This is a genomic window from Achromobacter mucicolens (assembly GCF_902859725.1).
Classification (GTDB): domain Bacteria; phylum Pseudomonadota; class Gammaproteobacteria; order Burkholderiales; family Burkholderiaceae_B; genus Achromobacter; species Achromobacter mucicolens.
In genome coordinates this window covers 27,479-43,387 of sequence record NZ_CADIJP010000018.1, presented here as the reverse complement: position 1 = coordinate 43,387, position 15,909 = coordinate 27,479, and the positions used below count along the sequence as shown (strand labels likewise).

The window sequence follows — 15,909 nt, the reverse complement described above, 5'->3', positions numbered from 1 at the left end:
AATCCCGTACAGGAGACATCATGAGTCAACTACGCCTGGGCGACACCGCCCCTGATTTCGAGCAGGAATCCTCGGCTGGCAAGATCCGCTTCCACGAGTACCTGGGCAACAGCTGGGGGGTGCTTTTCTCGCATCCGGCCGATTTCACGCCCGTCTGCACGACCGAGCTGGGCTACACCGCCAAGCTGGCCGACGAGTTCGCCAAGCGCAACGTGAAGGTTCTGGCCCTGTCGGTCGATGGCGCCGATTCGCACGCCAAGTGGATCGAGGACATCAACGACACGCAATCGACGACGGTCAACTTTCCGATCATCGCCGACAAGGACCGCAAGGTCTCCGAGTTGTACGACATGATCCACCCGAATGCCAGCGCCACGGCGACCGTGCGTTCGGTGTTCGTCATCGATCCGAACAAGAAGGTCCGCCTGACCATCACGTATCCCGCCAGCACGGGCCGCAATTTCAATGAGATCCTGCGCGTCATCGATTCGCTGCAACTGACCGACAGCCACAGCGTGGCCACGCCGGTCAACTGGGAAGACGGCGACGACGTGATCATTGTTCCTTCCCTGCAGGACGAAGCGGTCATCAAGGAGAAGTTCCCCAAGGGCTACAAGGCCGTGCGTCCGTACCTGCGCATCACGCCGCAACCGAATAAGTAAATACGAAAAACAGGGGGTGCGCGCTGCCGCTTCAGCGCGCCCGATGACCACCCGGACCGCCGCAATCTTCATAGAGGATTGCGGCGGTTTTTCGTTGCTGGGACGCGCGTCCTATATGCCTCTTGGCGATGAGCAATCAAAAAATGATTCGTTCCGTTCAGATCGGCCTGCCCGCAAACTTGCCTCCACATTGCAGATCACAGGGAGCAGGGCATGTCTTTCAGGAAAGCCGGTTGGTTGGCCGCCTTGGCCGCAGTCACGGTGTCGTTTGCCGCGGTGGCGCCCGCGCAGGCACAGCAGAAGCAGACGCTGTTGAACGTGTCCTACGATCCGACGCGCGAACTCTATCGCGCCATCGATGACGCCTTCGTCAAGCAGTACAAGGAAAAGGCCAACGTCGATCTGACGATTCGCCAGTCGCACGGCGGTTCCGGCCGCCAGGCGCGTTCGGTCATCGACGGGCTGGAAGCCGACGTGGTGACGCTGGCGCTGGCCTACGACATCGACGCCATCGCCGACCGCGGCCTGCTGCCCGAAAACTGGCAGACCCGCCTGCCGCAGAACAGCTCGCCGTATACGTCCACCATCGTGTTCCTGGTGCGCAAGGGCAACCCAAAGCAGATCAAGGACTGGGACGATCTGGTCAAGGACGGCGTGCAGGTCATCACCCCGAATCCCAAGACCTCCGGCGGCGCCCGCTGGAACTACCTGGCCGCGTGGGCCTATGCGCTGGAAAAGAACGGCGGCAGCGAGGACAAGGCGCGCGCCTTCGTCGGCGACCTGCTCAAGCACGTGCCGGTGCTGGATACCGGCGCGCGCGGGGCCACCACGACGTTCGTGGAGCGCGGCGTGGGCGACGTGCTGCTGGCCTGGGAGAACGAAGCGTTCCTGGCCCTGGAGGAACTGGGCCCGGACAAGTTCGACATCGTGGTGCCGTCGCTGTCCATCCTGGCCGAGCCGCCGGTGGCCATCGTCGACAAGGTCGTGGACAAGAAGGGCACGCGCGCCGCCGCGCAGGCCTATCTGGAATTCCTGTACACCCCGGCCGCCCAGGAAATCATCGCCAAGAATTACTACCGTCCGCTGGATAAGACGGTCGCCGCCAAGTACGAGGCCAAGTTCCCCAAGGTCAAGCTCGTCACCATCGATGACAAGATCTTCGGCGGCTGGCGCAAGGCGCAGAAGGACCATTTCAGCGACGGCGGCACCTTCGACCAGATCTACCAGCCGCAGAAGAAATAACGGCATCACGTTCGGACGATGGCCATGACTTCAGCCTCGAACCCGGTGGCAAACGGCGCGCAAGCGCCTTTTGCCGCTCGGCGCAACAGCCCGGGCGTGCTGCCCGGATTTGGCATTTCCATGGGTTACGCGGTGCTGTATCTCAGCGTGCTCGTGCTGATCCCGCTTGCCGCCTTGCCCATCAAGAGCGCCGGCCTGGGATGGCAAGGCTTCTGGGACGCGGTCACCGCGCCGCGCGTGCTGGCCTCCTACAAGCTGACCTTCGGCGCCTCGTTCATCGCGGCGCTGGTGAACCTGGTGTTCGGCACGGTGGTTGCGTGGGTGCTGGTGCGCTACCGCTTTCCCGGCAAGAAGATCCTGGACGCGCTGGTTGACCTGCCGTTCGCGCTGCCGACGGCTGTGGCGGGCATTGCCCTGACCGCGCTGTATTCGCAGAAGGGCTGGCTGGGCGGGCCGTTGTCGGAATGGTTTGGCCTGAAGGTGGCGTTCACGCCGCTGGGCATCGTCATCGCGCTCATCTTCATCGGCGTGCCGTTCGTCGTGCGCACGGTGCAGCCCGTGCTTGAAGATGTCGAGCGCGAAATCGAAGAGGCCGCCGCCAGCCTGGGCGCGGACCGCTGGCAGACCTTCCGCCGCGTGCTGCTGCCGACCATCACGCCGGCCCTGATGACGGGGTTTGCGCTGGCGTTTGCGCGCGCGGTGGGCGAGTACGGATCGGTGGTGTTCATTGCCGGCAACATGCCCATGGTGTCCGAGATCACGCCGCTGCTGATCATTTCCAAGCTGGAGCAGTTCGACTACGCCGGCGCGGCCGCCATCGCGACCGTGATGCTGGTGCTGTCGTTTGTCCTGCTTCTTGTCATCAATCTGTTGCAGGGCTGGCAGGCGCGCCGCGGCCTGGGGAGGCAGTCATGAGCGCATCGGATCGTCCCGCGCATCTGACCGAGCCGCGCTGGGTGCGCGGCGTGCTGCTGTTCATCGCGTTGGGGTTCCTGGCGCTGTTCCTGCTGGTGCCGCTGGCGGCGGTGTTCGCCGAGGCCTTCCGGAAGGGATGGGCGCTGTACCTGGACGCCATCGTCGAACCGGACGCGCTGGCGGCGATCCGTCTGACGCTGCTGGTCGCGGCAATCGCCTTGCCGGTCAATCTGGTGTTCGGCGTGGCGGCCGCCTGGGCCATCACCAAGTTTCAGTTCCGCGGCAAGCAGTTCCTCATCACGCTGATCGACCTGCCGTTCTCGGTCTCGCCCGTGGTGGCGGGTCTGGTGTTCGTGCTGTTGTTCGGCTCGCAGGGCTGGTTTGGCGAGTGGCTGCAGGCGCACGACATCAAGATCGTCTATGCGGTGCCCGGGATCATCCTCGCGACGTTGTTCGTGACGTTCCCGTTCGTGGCGCGCGAACTGATCCCGCTGATGCAGGCGCAGGGCAGCGAGGAAGAGCAGGCCGCGCTGACGCTGGGAGCGAGCGGCTGGCAGATCTTCTGGCGCGTGACGCTGCCCAACATCAAGTGGGGCCTGCTGTACGGCGCCATCCTGTGCAATGCGCGGGCGATGGGCGAGTTCGGGGCGGTGTCGGTGGTGTCCGGGCAGATCCGGGGGCTGACCAACACGATGACCCTGCATGTGGAGATTCTCTACAACGAATACCAGTATTCCGCGGCGTTCGCCGTCGCCTCGCTGCTGGCCTTGCTGGCGCTGGTGACCCTGGTGGCGAAGAACGTGGTCGAGTGGCGCAACGCGCGCCTTCTGCGGGGCGCCGACCAGCCGGTGGAGTATCCCGGTCCCGCGGTTGCCATCAACCCGGCGGCCGTCTGACGGGCCGGGCAAGGAGACATAGGCATGAGTATCGAAGTACGCAATCTATCCAAGCGCTTCGGCCAGTTCCGGGCGCTGAACGATGTGTCGCTGCACATCGAGACCGGCGAGCTGGTGGCGTTGCTGGGGCCGTCGGGCTGCGGCAAGACCACGCTCTTGCGCATCATCGCCGGGCTGGAGTCGGCCGATTCGGGCAGCGTGCTGTTCGCGGGCGAAGACGCCACGGCCGTGGACGTGCGGCAGCGCCAGGTTGGATTCGTGTTCCAGCACTACGCGCTGTTCAAGCACATGACGGTGTTCGAGAACGTGGCCTTCGGCCTGCGCGTCAAGCACCGCTCGCAGCGTCCTTCCGAGGATCAGATCAAGCGCAAGGTGCATGACCTGCTGAGCCTGGTGCAACTGGACTGGCTGGCCGACCGCTATCCGGCGCAGCTGTCGGGCGGGCAGCGCCAGCGCATCGCCCTGGCGCGGGCGCTGGCGGTCGAGCCGCGCGTGCTGCTGCTCGATGAGCCCTTCGGCGCGTTGGACGCCAAGGTGCGCAAGGAACTGCGCCGCTGGCTGCGGCGCCTGCACGACGAACTGCACGTGGCCAGCGTGTTCGTCACGCACGATCAGGAAGAGGCGCTGGAAGTCTCGGACCGCGTGGTGCTGATGAACGCCGGCCGCATCGAGCAGGTGGGCACGCCGCGCGAGGTCTGGGAAAGTCCGGCCACGCCGTTCGTCTACGGATTCCTGGGAGACGTGAATCAACTGCAAGGCACCGCCACGCGCGGGGTGTGGGAAGGCGCCGGCCTGTCGCTGCCTGCCCCGGAACTGGCGCAAGCCGACGCGCAGCGCGCCACGGCCTATGTGCGGCCGCATGAGTTCGAGGTCGAGCGCTACCGCGCCGGCGCCGAGGGCATTGCCGTTCGGCTTTCTCACGCCTATCTGGCAGGCCCCAGCGCATACCTGGAACTGGCGCGCCAGGACTCGGACGCCGTCATCGAGGCCGAGGTGCCGGAATCCGTTTATCAGCACCTCAATCTGCAGGATGGCGAGATCCTGTTGGCGCGTCCCCGGCGCGCCCGTATTTTCGCGGTGCAACCATGACCACATCGGAACTCCCTTCAGAACTTGAACCCGCCTTGGCTGCACGCTGGCGCGACCTGACCGCGCGGCTGGCGGACATCCGCCGGCGTTACCCGGACGCCGCGCTGGCCTCGTCTTTGGCGGCCGAGGACATGGTGCTGACGCATGCCATCTATGGCTCGGACCTGGATCTTGAGGTCTTCACGCTGGACACGGGGCGGCTGCATGCCGAGACGCTGGGTGTGCTGGATGCGGTGCGCGAACGCTACGGCCGCGAGGTCACGGTGTACCGGCCCGTGCAGGCGGCGGTCGACGAACACGTCGCGGCGCATGGCGCCCATGCCTTCTACGAAAGCGTCGAGCTGCGCAAGGCCTGTTGCCAGATCCGCAAGGTCGAGCCGCTCAAGCGCGCGCTGGCCGGCCGCGGCGCCTGGATCACCGGCCAGCGGCGCGCACAGTCCACGACGCGCGGCGAGCTGCTGCTCGAAGAGGACGACAAGACCTTCGGCCTCTACAAATTCAACCCGCTGGCCGAGTGGAGCGAGGACGACATCTGGTCCGCCATCCGCGCGCTCGGCATTCCCTACAACCCGCTGCACGACCAGGCCTACCCGTCCATCGGTTGCGAACCCTGTACGCGCGCCATCCGCCCCGGCGAGGACCTGCGGGCAGGGCGGTGGTGGTGGGAATCGTCCGACTCGAAGGAATGCGGCCTGCACGCGGGCAACCGGGTCATCACCATTGCGGCGCGCGCCGATTGAGCGCGGCCATGAATTCAAAATCGTTTTAGGGGAAAACCTATGTCTGCTGTTATCCAACGCAGCCACCTGGATTGGCTGGAATCGGAAGCGATCTTCATCCTGCGCGAAGTCGCGGCCGAATGCGAAAAGCCCGTCCTGCTTTTTTCGGGCGGCAAGGATTCCGTGGTGCTGCTGCGCCTGGCAGAAAAGGCCTTCCGGCCCGGCCGCTTCCCGTTTCCGCTGATGCACATCGACACCGCGCACAACTTCGACGAGGTGATCGCCTTTCGCGATGCCCGCGCGGCCGAGCTGGGCGAGACGCTGATCGTGCGCAGCGTCGAGGATTCGATCAAGCGCGGCAGCGTCGTGCTGCGCCGCGAGACCGACTCGCGCAATGCGGCCCAGGCGGTGACGCTGCTGGAAGCCATCGAGGAATTCGGCTTTGACGCCTGCATCGGCGGCGCGCGCCGCGACGAGGAAAAGGCGCGCGCCAAGGAACGCATCTTTTCGTTCCGCGACGAGTTCGGCCAGTGGGATCCCAAGGCCCAGCGTCCCGAGCTCTGGAGCCTGTTCAACACGCGCGTGCATCGCGGCGAGAACATGCGCGTCTTCCCGATCTCGAACTGGACCGAGCTGGACGTCTGGCAGTACATCCAGCGCGAACGGCTGGCGCTGCCGTCGATCTACTTCGCGCACGAGCGCGAGGTGGTGCGCCGCAAGGGTCTGCTGGTGCCCGTCACCCGCCTGACGCCGCCGGCCGAGGGCGAACAGGTCGAACGCCTGTCGGTCCGGTTCCGCACGGTGGGCGATATCTCGTGCACGTGCCCGGTCGCCTCCGACGCAGGCGACACCATGGCCATCATCGCCGAGACCGCCGTGACGGACATCACCGAGCGCGGCGCCACGCGCATGGACGACCAGACTTCCGAGGCCTCCATGGAGCGCCGCAAGAAGGAAGGCTATTTCTGAACGACAAGACGCGCCGGCGCATGCCGGCGTCTGGGGAACCACATGAACGCACTGAACGATTCCTTTCTTTCCGGCGCCGACACCGGCGTGCTGCGCCTGATCACGGCGGGCTCGGTCGACGATGGCAAGTCCACGCTGATCGGCCGCCTGCTGTATGACAGCAAGGGCGTGTTTGCCGACCAGCTCGATGCGATCTCGCGCGCCAAGCACAAGCGCGTCGCGGGCGACGGCATCGATTTCTCGCTGCTGACGGACGGCCTGGAAGCCGAACGCGAGCAGGGCATCACCATCGACGTGGCGTATCGCTACTTCTCGACGCCCACGCGCAAATTCATCATCGCCGATGCGCCGGGTCACGAGCAGTACACGCGCAACATGGTGACTGGCGCATCAACCGCGGATGTCGCGGTCATCCTCATCGACGCCACCCGCGCCGCCGACGGCAAGCTGCTGCCGCAGACCAAGCGGCACAGCACCATCGCGCGCCTCTTGGGCATACGCCACATCGTCGTCGCGGTGAACAAGATGGACCTGGTGGACTGGGACCGCGCCGTTTTCGAACGCATCCGCGACGCCTATGCGGACCTGGCCGGCAAGCTGGGCATCGCGCATTTCGACGCGTTGCCGTTGTCGGCGCTGAGCGGAGACAACGTCGTCACGCTGTCCGGCAAGACGCCCTGGTACGACGGGCAGCCGCTGCTCGCGCTCCTGGAATCGCTGGATTTGTCGGGCGACGGCCGCGCGTTGCCGCTGCGCTTTCCGGTGCAGTGGGTTGCGCGGCATGGCGGCGAGCGCGCCGATGATTTCCGCGGCTACGCGGGCCGGCTCGCCAGCGGCGTGGTCCGCCCCGGCGACGCGGTGACGGTGCAGCCTTCTGGCGTGACGGCGGTGGTGCAGGAAGTGCGCGCGTTCGACCGCACGCTTGACGAAGCGGTGGCGGGCGACTCCATCACGCTGGTGCTGGACCGCGATGTCGACGTGTCGCGCGGCGACGTGATCGTGCACACGGCCGCGCCGGCGCAGGTGTCGCGCGAGTTCGAAGCCGAGCTGTGCTGGCTGGACGCGCAGGCCTTGAATCCGGCGCGCAAGTATCTGCTCAAGTCTGGCACGCGTCTGACGTCGGCGAAGGTGCGTGCGGTGCTGTCGCATCGGGACATCCATGAACTGCAGGAAGTCGAGAACACCGAAGGCACGCTACGCATGAACGACATCGGACGCGTGACGCTCACCACGCGCGAGTCGCTCGCGGTCGATCGCTACGACGAGGTGGCGGCAACCGGCGCGTTCATTCTGATCGACGAGGCGACGCATCAGACGGCTGCCGCCGGCATGCTGCGGTAAGCCGCAACCGGGGCGAAACCGCTGAATTTCGCGCCCGATTTTCGTGTTGTTTTTCGTCCAAACCTAGTGTTGGAGCGGGTTTCCGGGCGATATCGCAAGATGAAATCGAATTGTTCAGACGATGTCTTCTTCTTGCGGTAAAGTTGGGCTGTCTTACGAAAAGGCTTTTGGTGCTTGCCAAAATCACTGTGTTTTTGTACAGTAGTTTTTATGGCACGCACCGATCATTCTTTTCCCGCCGGTTCTGGGTCCCCGGCTGCCGCCCCCGCCGCCTTGCGCGGTCGGGGTGCGGTTACTAATGTTCGGCATCGCTTTCAGCGCGATGACCGCGTCCAGGTCGACGATGGCTGGTCCGCTTCCGGTCTGCCGCCCGATTTCATCGACTCCGTCCCCGATAACGTGTCGGATGCCGGCGACCCGGCCCGTTCTTCCGCCCGCTCGTCCGTTATCCCCATCCTGCCCGACACCCGCTGCGCGCCGCCCGCACCCAAGACCACGGTCACTGCGGAAGAAGCGCGCAAGATCCTGTCGCGCAACGATTCCCCGGACATCCCCTTCGACGTCGCCGCCAATCCGTATCGCGGCTGCGAGCACGGTTGCGTGTATTGCTATGCCCGCCCCACGCATTCCTACCTGGGCTATTCGCCCGGGCTGGACTTCGAAACCCGGCTGGTGGCCAAGGCCAACGCCGTGCAGGCACTGCGCGCCGAACTGTCCCGGCCCGGCTACAAGCCGTCGCCCATCAACATCGGCTCGGCCACCGACGCCTACCAGCCCATCGAACGCGACTGGCGCCTGACGCGGGGCATGCTCGAGCTCATGCTCGAAACCCGGCATCCGGTCACCATCGTCACCAAGAACGCGCTGGTCGCCCGCGACCTGGACCTGTTGGCCTCCCTGGCGCAGCAGAACCTCGTGGTCGTCTACATCAGCATCACCACGCTGGATGCCGGCATGGCGCGCACGCTGGAGCCCCGCGCCGCTGCGCCGTGGCGCCGCCTTGAAGCGGTGCGCAGCCTGACCGACGCCGGCGTGCCAGTGGGTGTGCTGGTGGCCCCGGTCATTCCGTTCATCAACGACGAATCCATGGAACACATCCTCCAGGAGGCCAAGGCCGCGGGCGCGCACTACGCCAGCTACACGGTCCTGCGCCTGCCCTGGGAGGTCAAAACCCTGTTCGAAGACTGGCTCAACGCCCACTATCCGGACCGCGCGCAGCGCGTGTTGCATCGCATCGAAGACCTGCGCAACGGCCGCCGCAACGATCCCAACTTCGGGTCACGCATGCGCGGGACGGGCATCTGGGCCGACCTGCTGCGCCAGCGCTTCGCGGTCGCCACGCGCAAGCTGGGGCTCAACCGCACGCGCCTGTCGCTCGATGGCAGCCGATTCGCGCCGCCCGTGGGGCCTGGCGCTTCGGCGTCGCTTTTCGACGCTGTGGCTGCGTCTGCGGCTCCGGCGGGCCCGGCCGCGGCTACGCCGGGTGATGCCGGCGGCGCCGACTCCGATTTTCCATCCCCGGCTGGCGCGAAAGCGTCTTCAGGGGTCCCTTTTGCTGGTGGTTTGCCCGCGGTCAGCGGCGCGTACGGGCGCGGTGCGCGCCAGTTGCGCGCCATGGCCGCCGGCCAATTGTCTTTGTTCGACTGACCGCAGGCTGCTGTTGCCTCGGGTGCATGCCAGGGCGAATCGCCTCGGCGCTGGAACGTTTATCCAAGGAGTTCCCATGAACACCGCTGATTTTTCCGTCCTGCCGGATGAGCTCGCCGTTTCCCTGAATCCGCTGCGCCGCGGCGCCAACCGCGCCCGCGCGTTCTGCGCCAGCCTGACGGGCATGGCCTTGCCCTGGAGCGGTTCGGCCTCTGGCCCGCGCACGCGTGCCACCCGCATGCCCGCCCGCTGGCCATTCCCCCCGGCGCCCACGCCTGAGGAAGTGTCCGGCGTCCCTGCGGCAGGCGTCCCTGCGGCAGGCGCTCCTGCGGTCGACACCCCGGCTAGCGTGTCGGCCCCGGCCGCCGCTCCCGCGGCCGTGCCGGCCGCCATGGGCGCGCGCGATCACAGCATCGGTGACGCCAACGCTCAGCCCGTTGCCAACCAGCTCACCATGAAAGCCATGATCACGGACGTCGTGCTGGTGTTGGCCTGGGGCGCAATGATTCCCGGCCTGATGTGGTTGGGCGTGGCGGGCGGATTCTGAACACGCTGCCACGCGGCGGTCAGCTCGATCCCAACAGGATCACGCCCGCCAGAATGGACACGCAACCGGCCAGACGGCCGACGCCCACTTTTTCACGCAGCAGGAACATGCCGGCCAGGGTGCCGAGCATCATGGACATTTCGCGGGCAGGCGCCACCAGGCTCAGCGGCGCGCCGTTGCGCAATGCATACAGCACCAGGATGTATCCCAGCGGCGACAAAAAACCCACGGCCAGCGCCAGGTGCCAATGTCCGCGCATGGATTCCCACGAATGCGTGGGGCGGCGCAGCATATGGGGCGTCATCATCGCGGTGCGGGTTACACAGGTGAACCAGTCGAACAGCACCGGGCTGATCAGCAGCACTTTTACGCCGTACGCGTCTACCACCGTGTAGGCGGCGATGAACAGGCCGATCACCACACCCCAGCGCACGCCGATCCACGCCTGCGGCTGCTTGAAGATGGCCAGCCGTCCCTGGGTGGCGATCAGCAGCACGCCGGCCACCACGCACAGCATGCCCGCGATCCCGGTGCTGGTGGCTGGTTCTCCCAAGAGCAGAAAGGCGCCCGTGGTGGAAAGCAGCGGGCCGGTGCCCCGGGCAATCGGATAGACCACGGACAGGTCGGCCACTTGATAGCCGCGTTGCAGGCACAGGCTGTAGCCCAGATGCAACAGGCTGGACGCCAGGATTGCCCCGACGACGGGCCAGGTCCAGTTCATGCCGTCGTGCATCAACACCCAGATCACCCAGGGCGCGTACAGCACCGAGGCGCACAGGCCGTACGCGAAGACGAAGGGCGCGCCCACCATGGCCGCGCGCTTGGCAAGGAGGTTCCACGTGGCGTGGGCCATCGCCGCCAGGACGACCAATAACAGGGACGAGTACGACATGAGGGAACAGCGTCAGATGACGTGTTTGTTACAGGGAGTTGGAAGGGTACCGCAAACCATGCTCAAGGCGCACATGTTACCCGAGGCTTAGCGGAATTTTTGGTGTAGAATCATTGGTTTGCCAAATCTCATCCTCTGCTTGCGGCATAGCACTCACAATACTGAACGGCAAAAAGTATTACCCCGCAAAGGCATGATGATCTAGGAGTTCACATGAACCTCATCGCTATCCTGGAACAGGAAGAAATTGCCCGTCTGACCGGCGGTCAAGCCAAGCCTGAATTTGCTCCTGGTGACACCGTCATCGTGAGCGTCAACGTTGTCGAAGGCACCCGCAAGCGCGTGCAGGCTTTCGAAGGCGTTGTGATTGCCAAGCGCAATCGCGGTCTGAACTCCGCGTTCACCGTGCGCAAGATTTCGTCGGGTGAAGCCGTGGAACGTACGTTCCAGCTGTACTCGCCGCAAATCGCCAGCATCGAAGTGAAGCGCCGCGGCGACGTGCGCCGCGCCAAGCTGTACTACCTGCGCTCGCGCTCGGGCAAGTCGGCTCGCATCAAGGAAAAGCTGGTCAGCAAGCAAGCCAACGCGGCTTGATCGCTTATCGGTACACGGCCCTGCCAGTGTCGGACGTACACGCCAACCCGCGTTTCCGTCCGGCACGGGTTTCCGGGTTAAAAAGGCACCTGCGAGGGTGCCTTTTTTCTTATTTCTGAGCCGTATGTCTGATTCCTCGTCTTCCGCGCGGCCCCGACGGCCGCTGGCGCGTCCCGGCTTCGATCCCGCGACGCAACCGTGGGTGGTGGCCAACGAAGCGCTGCCGCCCGTGCCGACCCGCCTGCTCACGCCGGACTCGCTGCGAGGCACGCTGAGCCAGCCGTCCACCTGGACGCTGGAGTTATCGCGTGACAACGATCTGCGCTATCCCGGACGAGAGGGCGCGCCGGTGCCTGCCGCCGTTCTGATTCCGCTGGTGACCCGTGACGAGGGCGTGAACATCATGCTGACGCAGCGCGCCGCGCACCTGCATGATCACGCGGGCCAGATCAGTTTTCCCGGCGGTCGCATCGAGACCAGCGACGCCACGCCCGTGGCGGCGGCGCTGCGCGAGGCGCAAGAGGAAACCGGCTTGCCGGCCAATCACGTGGAAGTCCTGGGCAGCATGCCCCCGTACCTGACGGCGACTGGCTTTTCGATCATTCCCGTCGTGTCGCTGGTGCGGCCGGGGTTCGAATTGGCGCCCGATGCGTTCGAGGTGGCCGAGGTGTTCGAGGTGCCGCTGTCCTTTCTGATGGACCCGGCCAATCACCGCTTGTACGAAGCCCGGCTGGATGATGGGCGGGTGCGCCAGTATTACGGCATGCCGTATGGCAAGCATTTCATCTGGGGCGCGACCGCGGGAATGCTGCGCAATCTTTATCACCTGCTGCGCCACGGATTCACGCCGCGCTGACGCGCCTGGGGCAGGGGTTTTCGCGACCCGCACAAGCTGACGGCCCCGATTGGGGCCGTTTTCAATGGCGCGGCGCCAAGCGTCAGTAGCGCTGCTGGCCCGCCAGGTTTTCCTCAAGGATGCGTTCGTAGAGCGCGTAGCGCGCCGGATCGATCCTGCCGGCCTGCAACGCCGCCATCACGCCGCAGCCGGGCTCGTGGCGGTGGGTGCAGTTGTAGAAACGGCATTCCTCGATGGGCTGCGTGAACTCCGGAAAGCCGCGGATGATGTCTTCGCGGGTCAGGTGATGCAGCCCGAAAGCCTGGAATCCCGGCGAATCGATCAGGTCGCCGCCCGGCGCCGGCAGATGGTAGAGGCGGGTGCTGGTGGTGGTGTGCTTGCCCATGTCCAGCGCGGTGGAGTGCTCGCGCGTGGCGGCGGCGGCGTCCGGCACCAGCGCGTTCAGCAGCGTGGACTTGCCCATGCCGCTTTGCCCCAGCAGCAGGTTGGTGCGGCCAGCCAGGCGTGGCGCGAGCAGGGTGTGGACCTTTTCGGGCTCGAGCGCGCTCAGTTCGATGATATCCACGCCCAGCGCCGCGATAGGCGCAAGCCGTGCGCGGGCGGCCGGCAGCTCGTCGGTCAGGTCCGTCTTGTTCAGGATGATGAGCGGCGCGATGCCTGCGCTCCATGCCCCCGCCAGGGCGCGGCCCGTCAGATCGTCCGAAAAGGTGGGCCGCACGGCCACGACGATCAACAGCTGGTCCACATTGGACGCAAATTGCTTGGACCGCATTTCGTCGGAACGATAGAGCAGGTTGCTGCGCGGCAGGATGGCGTCGATGGCGCCTTCGTCCTTGCCTTGCGGCGTGATCTTGACCCGATCGCCCACCGCGGCGCCGGTCTTCTTGCCGCGCGGGAAGCACTTGCGTAGCGCGCCGTCGGCCAGTTCCACGGTGTAGTGACGGCCATGCGCGGCGATGATGCGGCCTTCCATTGGCGCGCTCATGCGGCGGCCGCCATCAGGTGGCGGATGCGCACGGCGGCAGGCGGGTGGCTGTCATAGAAGGCGGAATGCACGGGGTCGGGCGTCAGGGTGGCGGCGTTGTCGTCGTACAGCTTGACCAGCGCGGAAACCAGGCGGTCCGGCGAGCTTTGCTCGGCGGCATAGCGGTCCGCTTCGAATTCGTCGCGGCGGGAATACCAGCTGGCGAGAGGCGTCAACATGAAGGTGAATACGGGAATGACCAGGAAGAACAGCAACAGGGCCATGGCGTCGTTGCGGCCGCCCAATTGCGGCAGCACGCCCAGGCCCACGTAGAACCACGGTTGCTGGGCGACCCAGCCCAGGATGGCAAAGAACACCAGCGCGGCGGCAAAGCTGAAAACCACGCGCTTGATGATGTGGCGCTTGGCAAAATGCCCCAGCTCGTGCGCCAGCACGGCTTCGATTTCGTCCGCGTTCAGGCGGGCGAGCAGCGTGTCGAAGAACACGATGCGGCGGGATTTTCCGAAGCCCGTGAAGTAGGCGTTGCCATGCGCCGAGCGGCGCGAACCGTCCATGACGAACAGGCCGTTCAATGCAAAGCCGCAACGCTGGGCCAGGCGCTGGATGCGGCCGGCCAGTTCGGGGTCGGTAAGCGGCGTGAATTTATTGAACAGGGGGGCAATGAACATCGGGTAGATGATCAGCAGCGCCAGGTTGAACACGGTCCAGAGCGCCCAGGCCCAAATCCACCAGTAGGCGCCTGCACTGCCCATCAGCCACAGCACGGCGGCAGCCAGCGGCAAGCCCAGCACGGCGGCGACCAGGAGGCCCTTGAGGGCATCGGCCACGAACAGCCCGGGCGTCATGCGGTTAAAGCCAAAGCGCGCTTCCAGCTTGAACTGGCGCCAGAGCGTGAAGGGCAGGCCCAGCAACCCCAGCACCAGCGCCACGCCCACCAGCAGCAGCATCTGCCGCGCGAAGTCGTTGCTGGTAAGCTGGCTGACCGCAAGGTCGATGAACTGCAGCCCGCCCAAAAGCGTCAGGGCGACCAGCACCAGGGCGTCATAGGTGCGCTCCAGCATGCCCAGCCTGACCCGCGCCACGGTGTAATCGGCCGCCCGTTGGTGGCTGGTCAGCCCGATGCGATGGGAGAATTCCGCAGGCACCTGGTCGCGATTGCGGGCGACGTGGCGGATCTGGCGCGACGCCAGCCACATGCGCACGGCAATATCGGTCAGCAGGAAGGCAACGAACAGCAGTGTGAACATGGGCAATGCGTTTTGCTCAAGAAGGGATGTGCGAAAATCGCGTGTTTTAAAGGCAAATTATATGGCTGCGAACGAAAACCGCCTGATCTGGCTCGACATGGAAATGACGGGGCTGGACCCCGAGAAAGAACGGATTATCGAAGTCGCCGTCGTGGTGACCGAGCCTGACCTGACGGTCGTGGCCGAAGGGCCGGTGATCGTGGTGCACCAGTCCGACAGCCTGCTCGACGCCATGGACAACTGGAACAAATCCACCCACGGCAAAAGCGGGCTCATCGACAAGGTCAAGGCCTCCACGGTGTCCGAGGCGCAGGCAGAGGATACGCTGTTGGCGTTCCTTGCGCAGCATGTGCCGGCCGGAAAATCGCCGATGTGCGGCAACACCATCAGCCAGGACCGGCGTTTCATGTTTGCGTACATGCCGCGCCTGGAACAGTTCTTCCATTACCGCAACCTGGACGTCAGCACGCTCAAGGAGCTGGCGCGCCGCTGGGCCCCCGCCGTCTACAAGGGATTCGAGAAAAAGAGCCGCCACGAAGCGCTGGCCGACATCTACGAGTCCATCGACGAACTCAAGTACTACCGCGAGCACTTCCTGAAGGTCTGAGACCGGCGGCGGACCGCCGGGTTCCAAACGACACACGGCCTTGCCGCCGCGCTTCGCTTATGCCGTCCTACTCCGTCGCGCAGATTCGTCTTGCAGAGCAGCGCGCCCTGGCATCCGGGCGCACCCTGATGCCGCTTGCCGGCGCCGCGGCCGCCAACTTCGTTGCGGCGCGGGTGCCCGCGAACGCGTCGGTGCTTGCCCTGGCCGGTCCCGGCAATAACGGCGGGGACGCGTTGGAAGCGGCCACGCTGCTGCTGGCGCGGGGCTTCGATATCCATGTGGTGCTGCCCTCCGGTCCCGACAAGCTGCCCGCCGACGCTGCCCGTGCCTGGGCCGGCTGGCTGGCCGTAGGCGGACGAGCGCGCACGCACGACGACCTGCCTGGTGGACCGTCCCCCGATCTGGTGATAGACGGCCTGTTCGGCATCGGCCTGAACCGTCCCCTGGATGCCAAATGGCAATCCCTGATCGATGCGGTCAATGCCTTGCAGGTGCCGGTGCTGGCGCTGGATGTGCCCAGCGGCATCGAGGCCGACAGCGGGGCGGCGCTGGGCCGGCCGATTCAGGCGCGCTGGACGCTATCTTTCATTGCGGTCAGCCGCGGGCTGTCGCTTCCCGGCGCGGGGCGCGAGGCCGCCGGAGAGTGCCACGTCGATACGCTGGGCGTCGTCATGCCCGCCGACAGCGCAGACCGCTGAGCG

Annotated in this window: 17 protein-coding genes; 14 read left to right on the top strand and 3 right to left on the bottom strand. The window is 65.6% G+C overall.

Annotated features, from left to right (window positions below):
• The first annotated feature begins 20 nt into the window (after positions 1–20).
• From HV786_RS21070 to HV786_RS21030, 10 genes are all read left to right on the top strand, one after another.
• Complete coding sequence (locus HV786_RS21070; RefSeq protein WP_056322285.1) at positions 21–662, top strand: peroxiredoxin; 642 nt, start codon at positions 21–23, stop codon at positions 660–662.
• 213 nt (positions 663–875) lie between these two features.
• A complete protein-coding gene (locus tag HV786_RS21065) occupies positions 876–1,904 on the top strand; it encodes a sulfate ABC transporter substrate-binding protein (protein ID WP_128827747.1) in 1,029 nt (342 codons plus the stop codon).
• A 24-nt stretch (positions 1,905–1,928) separates the two neighbouring features.
• Positions 1,929–2,819 carry a sulfate ABC transporter permease subunit CysT gene (gene cysT, locus HV786_RS21060; protein ID WP_420809650.1) on the top strand — a complete coding sequence of 297 codons (891 nt, stop codon included), beginning with the start codon at positions 1,929–1,931 and terminating at the stop codon, positions 2,817–2,819.
• Positions 2,816–3,715 carry a sulfate ABC transporter permease subunit CysW gene (gene cysW, locus HV786_RS21055; RefSeq protein WP_128827749.1) on the top strand — a complete coding sequence of 300 codons (900 nt, stop codon included), beginning with the start codon at positions 2,816–2,818 and terminating at the stop codon, positions 3,713–3,715. The genes cysT and cysW overlap by 4 nt, the downstream gene beginning before the upstream one ends.
• 24 nt (positions 3,716–3,739) lie before the next feature.
• Positions 3,740–4,804: a sulfate/molybdate ABC transporter ATP-binding protein gene (locus HV786_RS21050; protein ID WP_175211736.1), complete on the top strand. Its 1,065-nt coding sequence runs from the start codon at positions 3,740–3,742 to the stop codon at positions 4,802–4,804.
• Complete coding sequence (locus HV786_RS27380) at positions 4,801–5,544, top strand: phosphoadenylyl-sulfate reductase (protein ID WP_128827750.1); 744 nt, start codon at positions 4,801–4,803, stop codon at positions 5,542–5,544. The genes HV786_RS21050 and HV786_RS27380 overlap by 4 nt, the downstream gene beginning before the upstream one ends.
• 39 nt (positions 5,545–5,583) lie before the next feature.
• On the top strand, positions 5,584–6,492 hold the full coding sequence (gene cysD / locus HV786_RS27375; RefSeq protein ID WP_062838617.1) for a sulfate adenylyltransferase subunit CysD: 909 nt from the start codon (positions 5,584–5,586) through the stop codon (positions 6,490–6,492).
• Between the two features lie 42 nt (positions 6,493–6,534).
• Positions 6,535–7,833 (top strand): sulfate adenylyltransferase subunit 1, encoded by a 1,299-nt coding sequence (locus tag HV786_RS21040; protein WP_175211731.1) that lies wholly within the window; start codon positions 6,535–6,537, stop codon positions 7,831–7,833.
• Positions 7,834–8,043: 210 nt separating this feature from the next.
• Complete coding sequence (locus HV786_RS21035) at positions 8,044–9,480, top strand: PA0069 family radical SAM protein (protein WP_175211729.1); 1,437 nt, start codon at positions 8,044–8,046, stop codon at positions 9,478–9,480.
• 76 nt (positions 9,481–9,556) lie between these two features.
• Positions 9,557–10,027 carry a hypothetical protein gene (locus tag HV786_RS21030; protein ID WP_175211727.1) on the top strand — a complete coding sequence of 157 codons (471 nt, stop codon included), beginning with the start codon at positions 9,557–9,559 and terminating at the stop codon, positions 10,025–10,027.
• A 19-nt stretch (positions 10,028–10,046) separates the two neighbouring features.
• On the opposite strand, the gene HV786_RS21025 is transcribed toward HV786_RS21030, so the two are convergent.
• Positions 10,047–10,919 (bottom strand): DMT family transporter, encoded by an 873-nt coding sequence (locus HV786_RS21025; RefSeq protein WP_108696456.1) that lies wholly within the window; start codon positions 10,917–10,919, stop codon positions 10,047–10,049.
• Between the two features lie 213 nt (positions 10,920–11,132).
• Between HV786_RS21025 and rplS the strand changes: the two genes are divergently transcribed.
• Both rplS and HV786_RS21015 read left to right on the top strand, forming a co-directional pair.
• Positions 11,133–11,513, top strand: a complete 381-nt coding sequence (gene rplS, locus HV786_RS21020; protein ID WP_056322312.1) for a 50S ribosomal protein L19 — start codon at positions 11,133–11,135, stop codon at positions 11,511–11,513.
• A gap of 124 nt (positions 11,514–11,637) precedes the next feature.
• Positions 11,638–12,369: a CoA pyrophosphatase gene (locus HV786_RS21015; protein ID WP_128827751.1), complete on the top strand. Its 732-nt coding sequence runs from the start codon at positions 11,638–11,640 to the stop codon at positions 12,367–12,369.
• Between the two features lie 82 nt (positions 12,370–12,451).
• Here HV786_RS21015 and rsgA read toward each other — a convergent pair whose 3' ends face one another.
• Both rsgA and HV786_RS21005 read right to left on the bottom strand, forming a co-directional pair.
• Positions 12,452–13,354 (bottom strand): ribosome small subunit-dependent GTPase A, encoded by a 903-nt coding sequence (gene rsgA / locus HV786_RS21010; protein WP_108696455.1) that lies wholly within the window; start codon positions 13,352–13,354, stop codon positions 12,452–12,454.
• Entirely contained in the window at positions 13,351–14,601 is a 1,251-nt protein-coding gene (locus HV786_RS21005; RefSeq protein ID WP_128827752.1) for a M48 family metallopeptidase, read from the bottom strand. Before HV786_RS21005 ends, rsgA begins: the two co-directional genes overlap by 4 nt.
• A 61-nt stretch (positions 14,602–14,662) precedes the next feature.
• On the opposite strand from HV786_RS21005, the gene orn reads away from it, so the two are divergent.
• Positions 14,663–15,208, top strand: a complete 546-nt coding sequence (gene orn / locus HV786_RS21000) for an oligoribonuclease (protein ID WP_062838623.1) — start codon at positions 14,663–14,665, stop codon at positions 15,206–15,208.
• A gap of 59 nt (positions 15,209–15,267) precedes the next feature.
• Positions 15,268–15,906 carry an NAD(P)H-hydrate epimerase gene (locus HV786_RS20995; RefSeq protein WP_128827753.1) on the top strand — a complete coding sequence of 213 codons (639 nt, stop codon included), beginning with the start codon at positions 15,268–15,270 and terminating at the stop codon, positions 15,904–15,906.
• Positions 15,907–15,909: the final 3 nt, after the last annotated feature.

Bases quoted from the DNA above. Each gene is read 5' to 3' on its own strand.
- HV786_RS21070 (WP_056322285.1), top strand. From the start codon at position 21: ATGAGTCAACTACGCCTGGGCGACACCGCCCCTGATTTCGAGCAGGAA.
- HV786_RS21065 (WP_128827747.1), top strand. From the start codon at position 876: ATGTCTTTCAGGAAAGCCGGTTGGTTGGCCGCCTTGGCCGCAGTCACG.
- cysT (WP_420809650.1), top strand. From the start codon at position 1,929: ATGACTTCAGCCTCGAACCCGGTGGCAAACGGCGCGCAAGCGCCTTTT.
- cysW (WP_128827749.1), top strand. From the start codon at position 2,816: ATGAGCGCATCGGATCGTCCCGCGCATCTGACCGAGCCGCGCTGGGTG.
- HV786_RS21050 (WP_175211736.1), top strand. From the start codon at position 3,740: ATGAGTATCGAAGTACGCAATCTATCCAAGCGCTTCGGCCAGTTCCGG.
- HV786_RS27380 (WP_128827750.1), top strand. From the start codon at position 4,801: ATGACCACATCGGAACTCCCTTCAGAACTTGAACCCGCCTTGGCTGCA.
- cysD (WP_062838617.1), top strand. From the start codon at position 5,584: ATGTCTGCTGTTATCCAACGCAGCCACCTGGATTGGCTGGAATCGGAA.
- HV786_RS21040 (WP_175211731.1), top strand. From the start codon at position 6,535: ATGAACGCACTGAACGATTCCTTTCTTTCCGGCGCCGACACCGGCGTG.
- HV786_RS21035 (WP_175211729.1), top strand. From the start codon at position 8,044: ATGGCACGCACCGATCATTCTTTTCCCGCCGGTTCTGGGTCCCCGGCT.
- HV786_RS21030 (WP_175211727.1), top strand. From the start codon at position 9,557: ATGAACACCGCTGATTTTTCCGTCCTGCCGGATGAGCTCGCCGTTTCC.
- HV786_RS21025 (WP_108696456.1), bottom strand. From the start codon at position 10,919: ATGTCGTACTCGTCCCTGTTATTGGTCGTCCTGGCGGCGATGGCCCAC.
- rplS (WP_056322312.1), top strand. From the start codon at position 11,133: ATGAACCTCATCGCTATCCTGGAACAGGAAGAAATTGCCCGTCTGACC.
- HV786_RS21015 (WP_128827751.1), top strand. From the start codon at position 11,638: ATGTCTGATTCCTCGTCTTCCGCGCGGCCCCGACGGCCGCTGGCGCGT.
- rsgA (WP_108696455.1), bottom strand. From the start codon at position 13,354: ATGAGCGCGCCAATGGAAGGCCGCATCATCGCCGCGCATGGCCGTCAC.
- HV786_RS21005 (WP_128827752.1), bottom strand. From the start codon at position 14,601: ATGTTCACACTGCTGTTCGTTGCCTTCCTGCTGACCGATATTGCCGTG.
- orn (WP_062838623.1), top strand. From the start codon at position 14,663: ATGGCTGCGAACGAAAACCGCCTGATCTGGCTCGACATGGAAATGACG.
- HV786_RS20995 (WP_128827753.1), top strand. From the start codon at position 15,268: ATGCCGTCCTACTCCGTCGCGCAGATTCGTCTTGCAGAGCAGCGCGCC.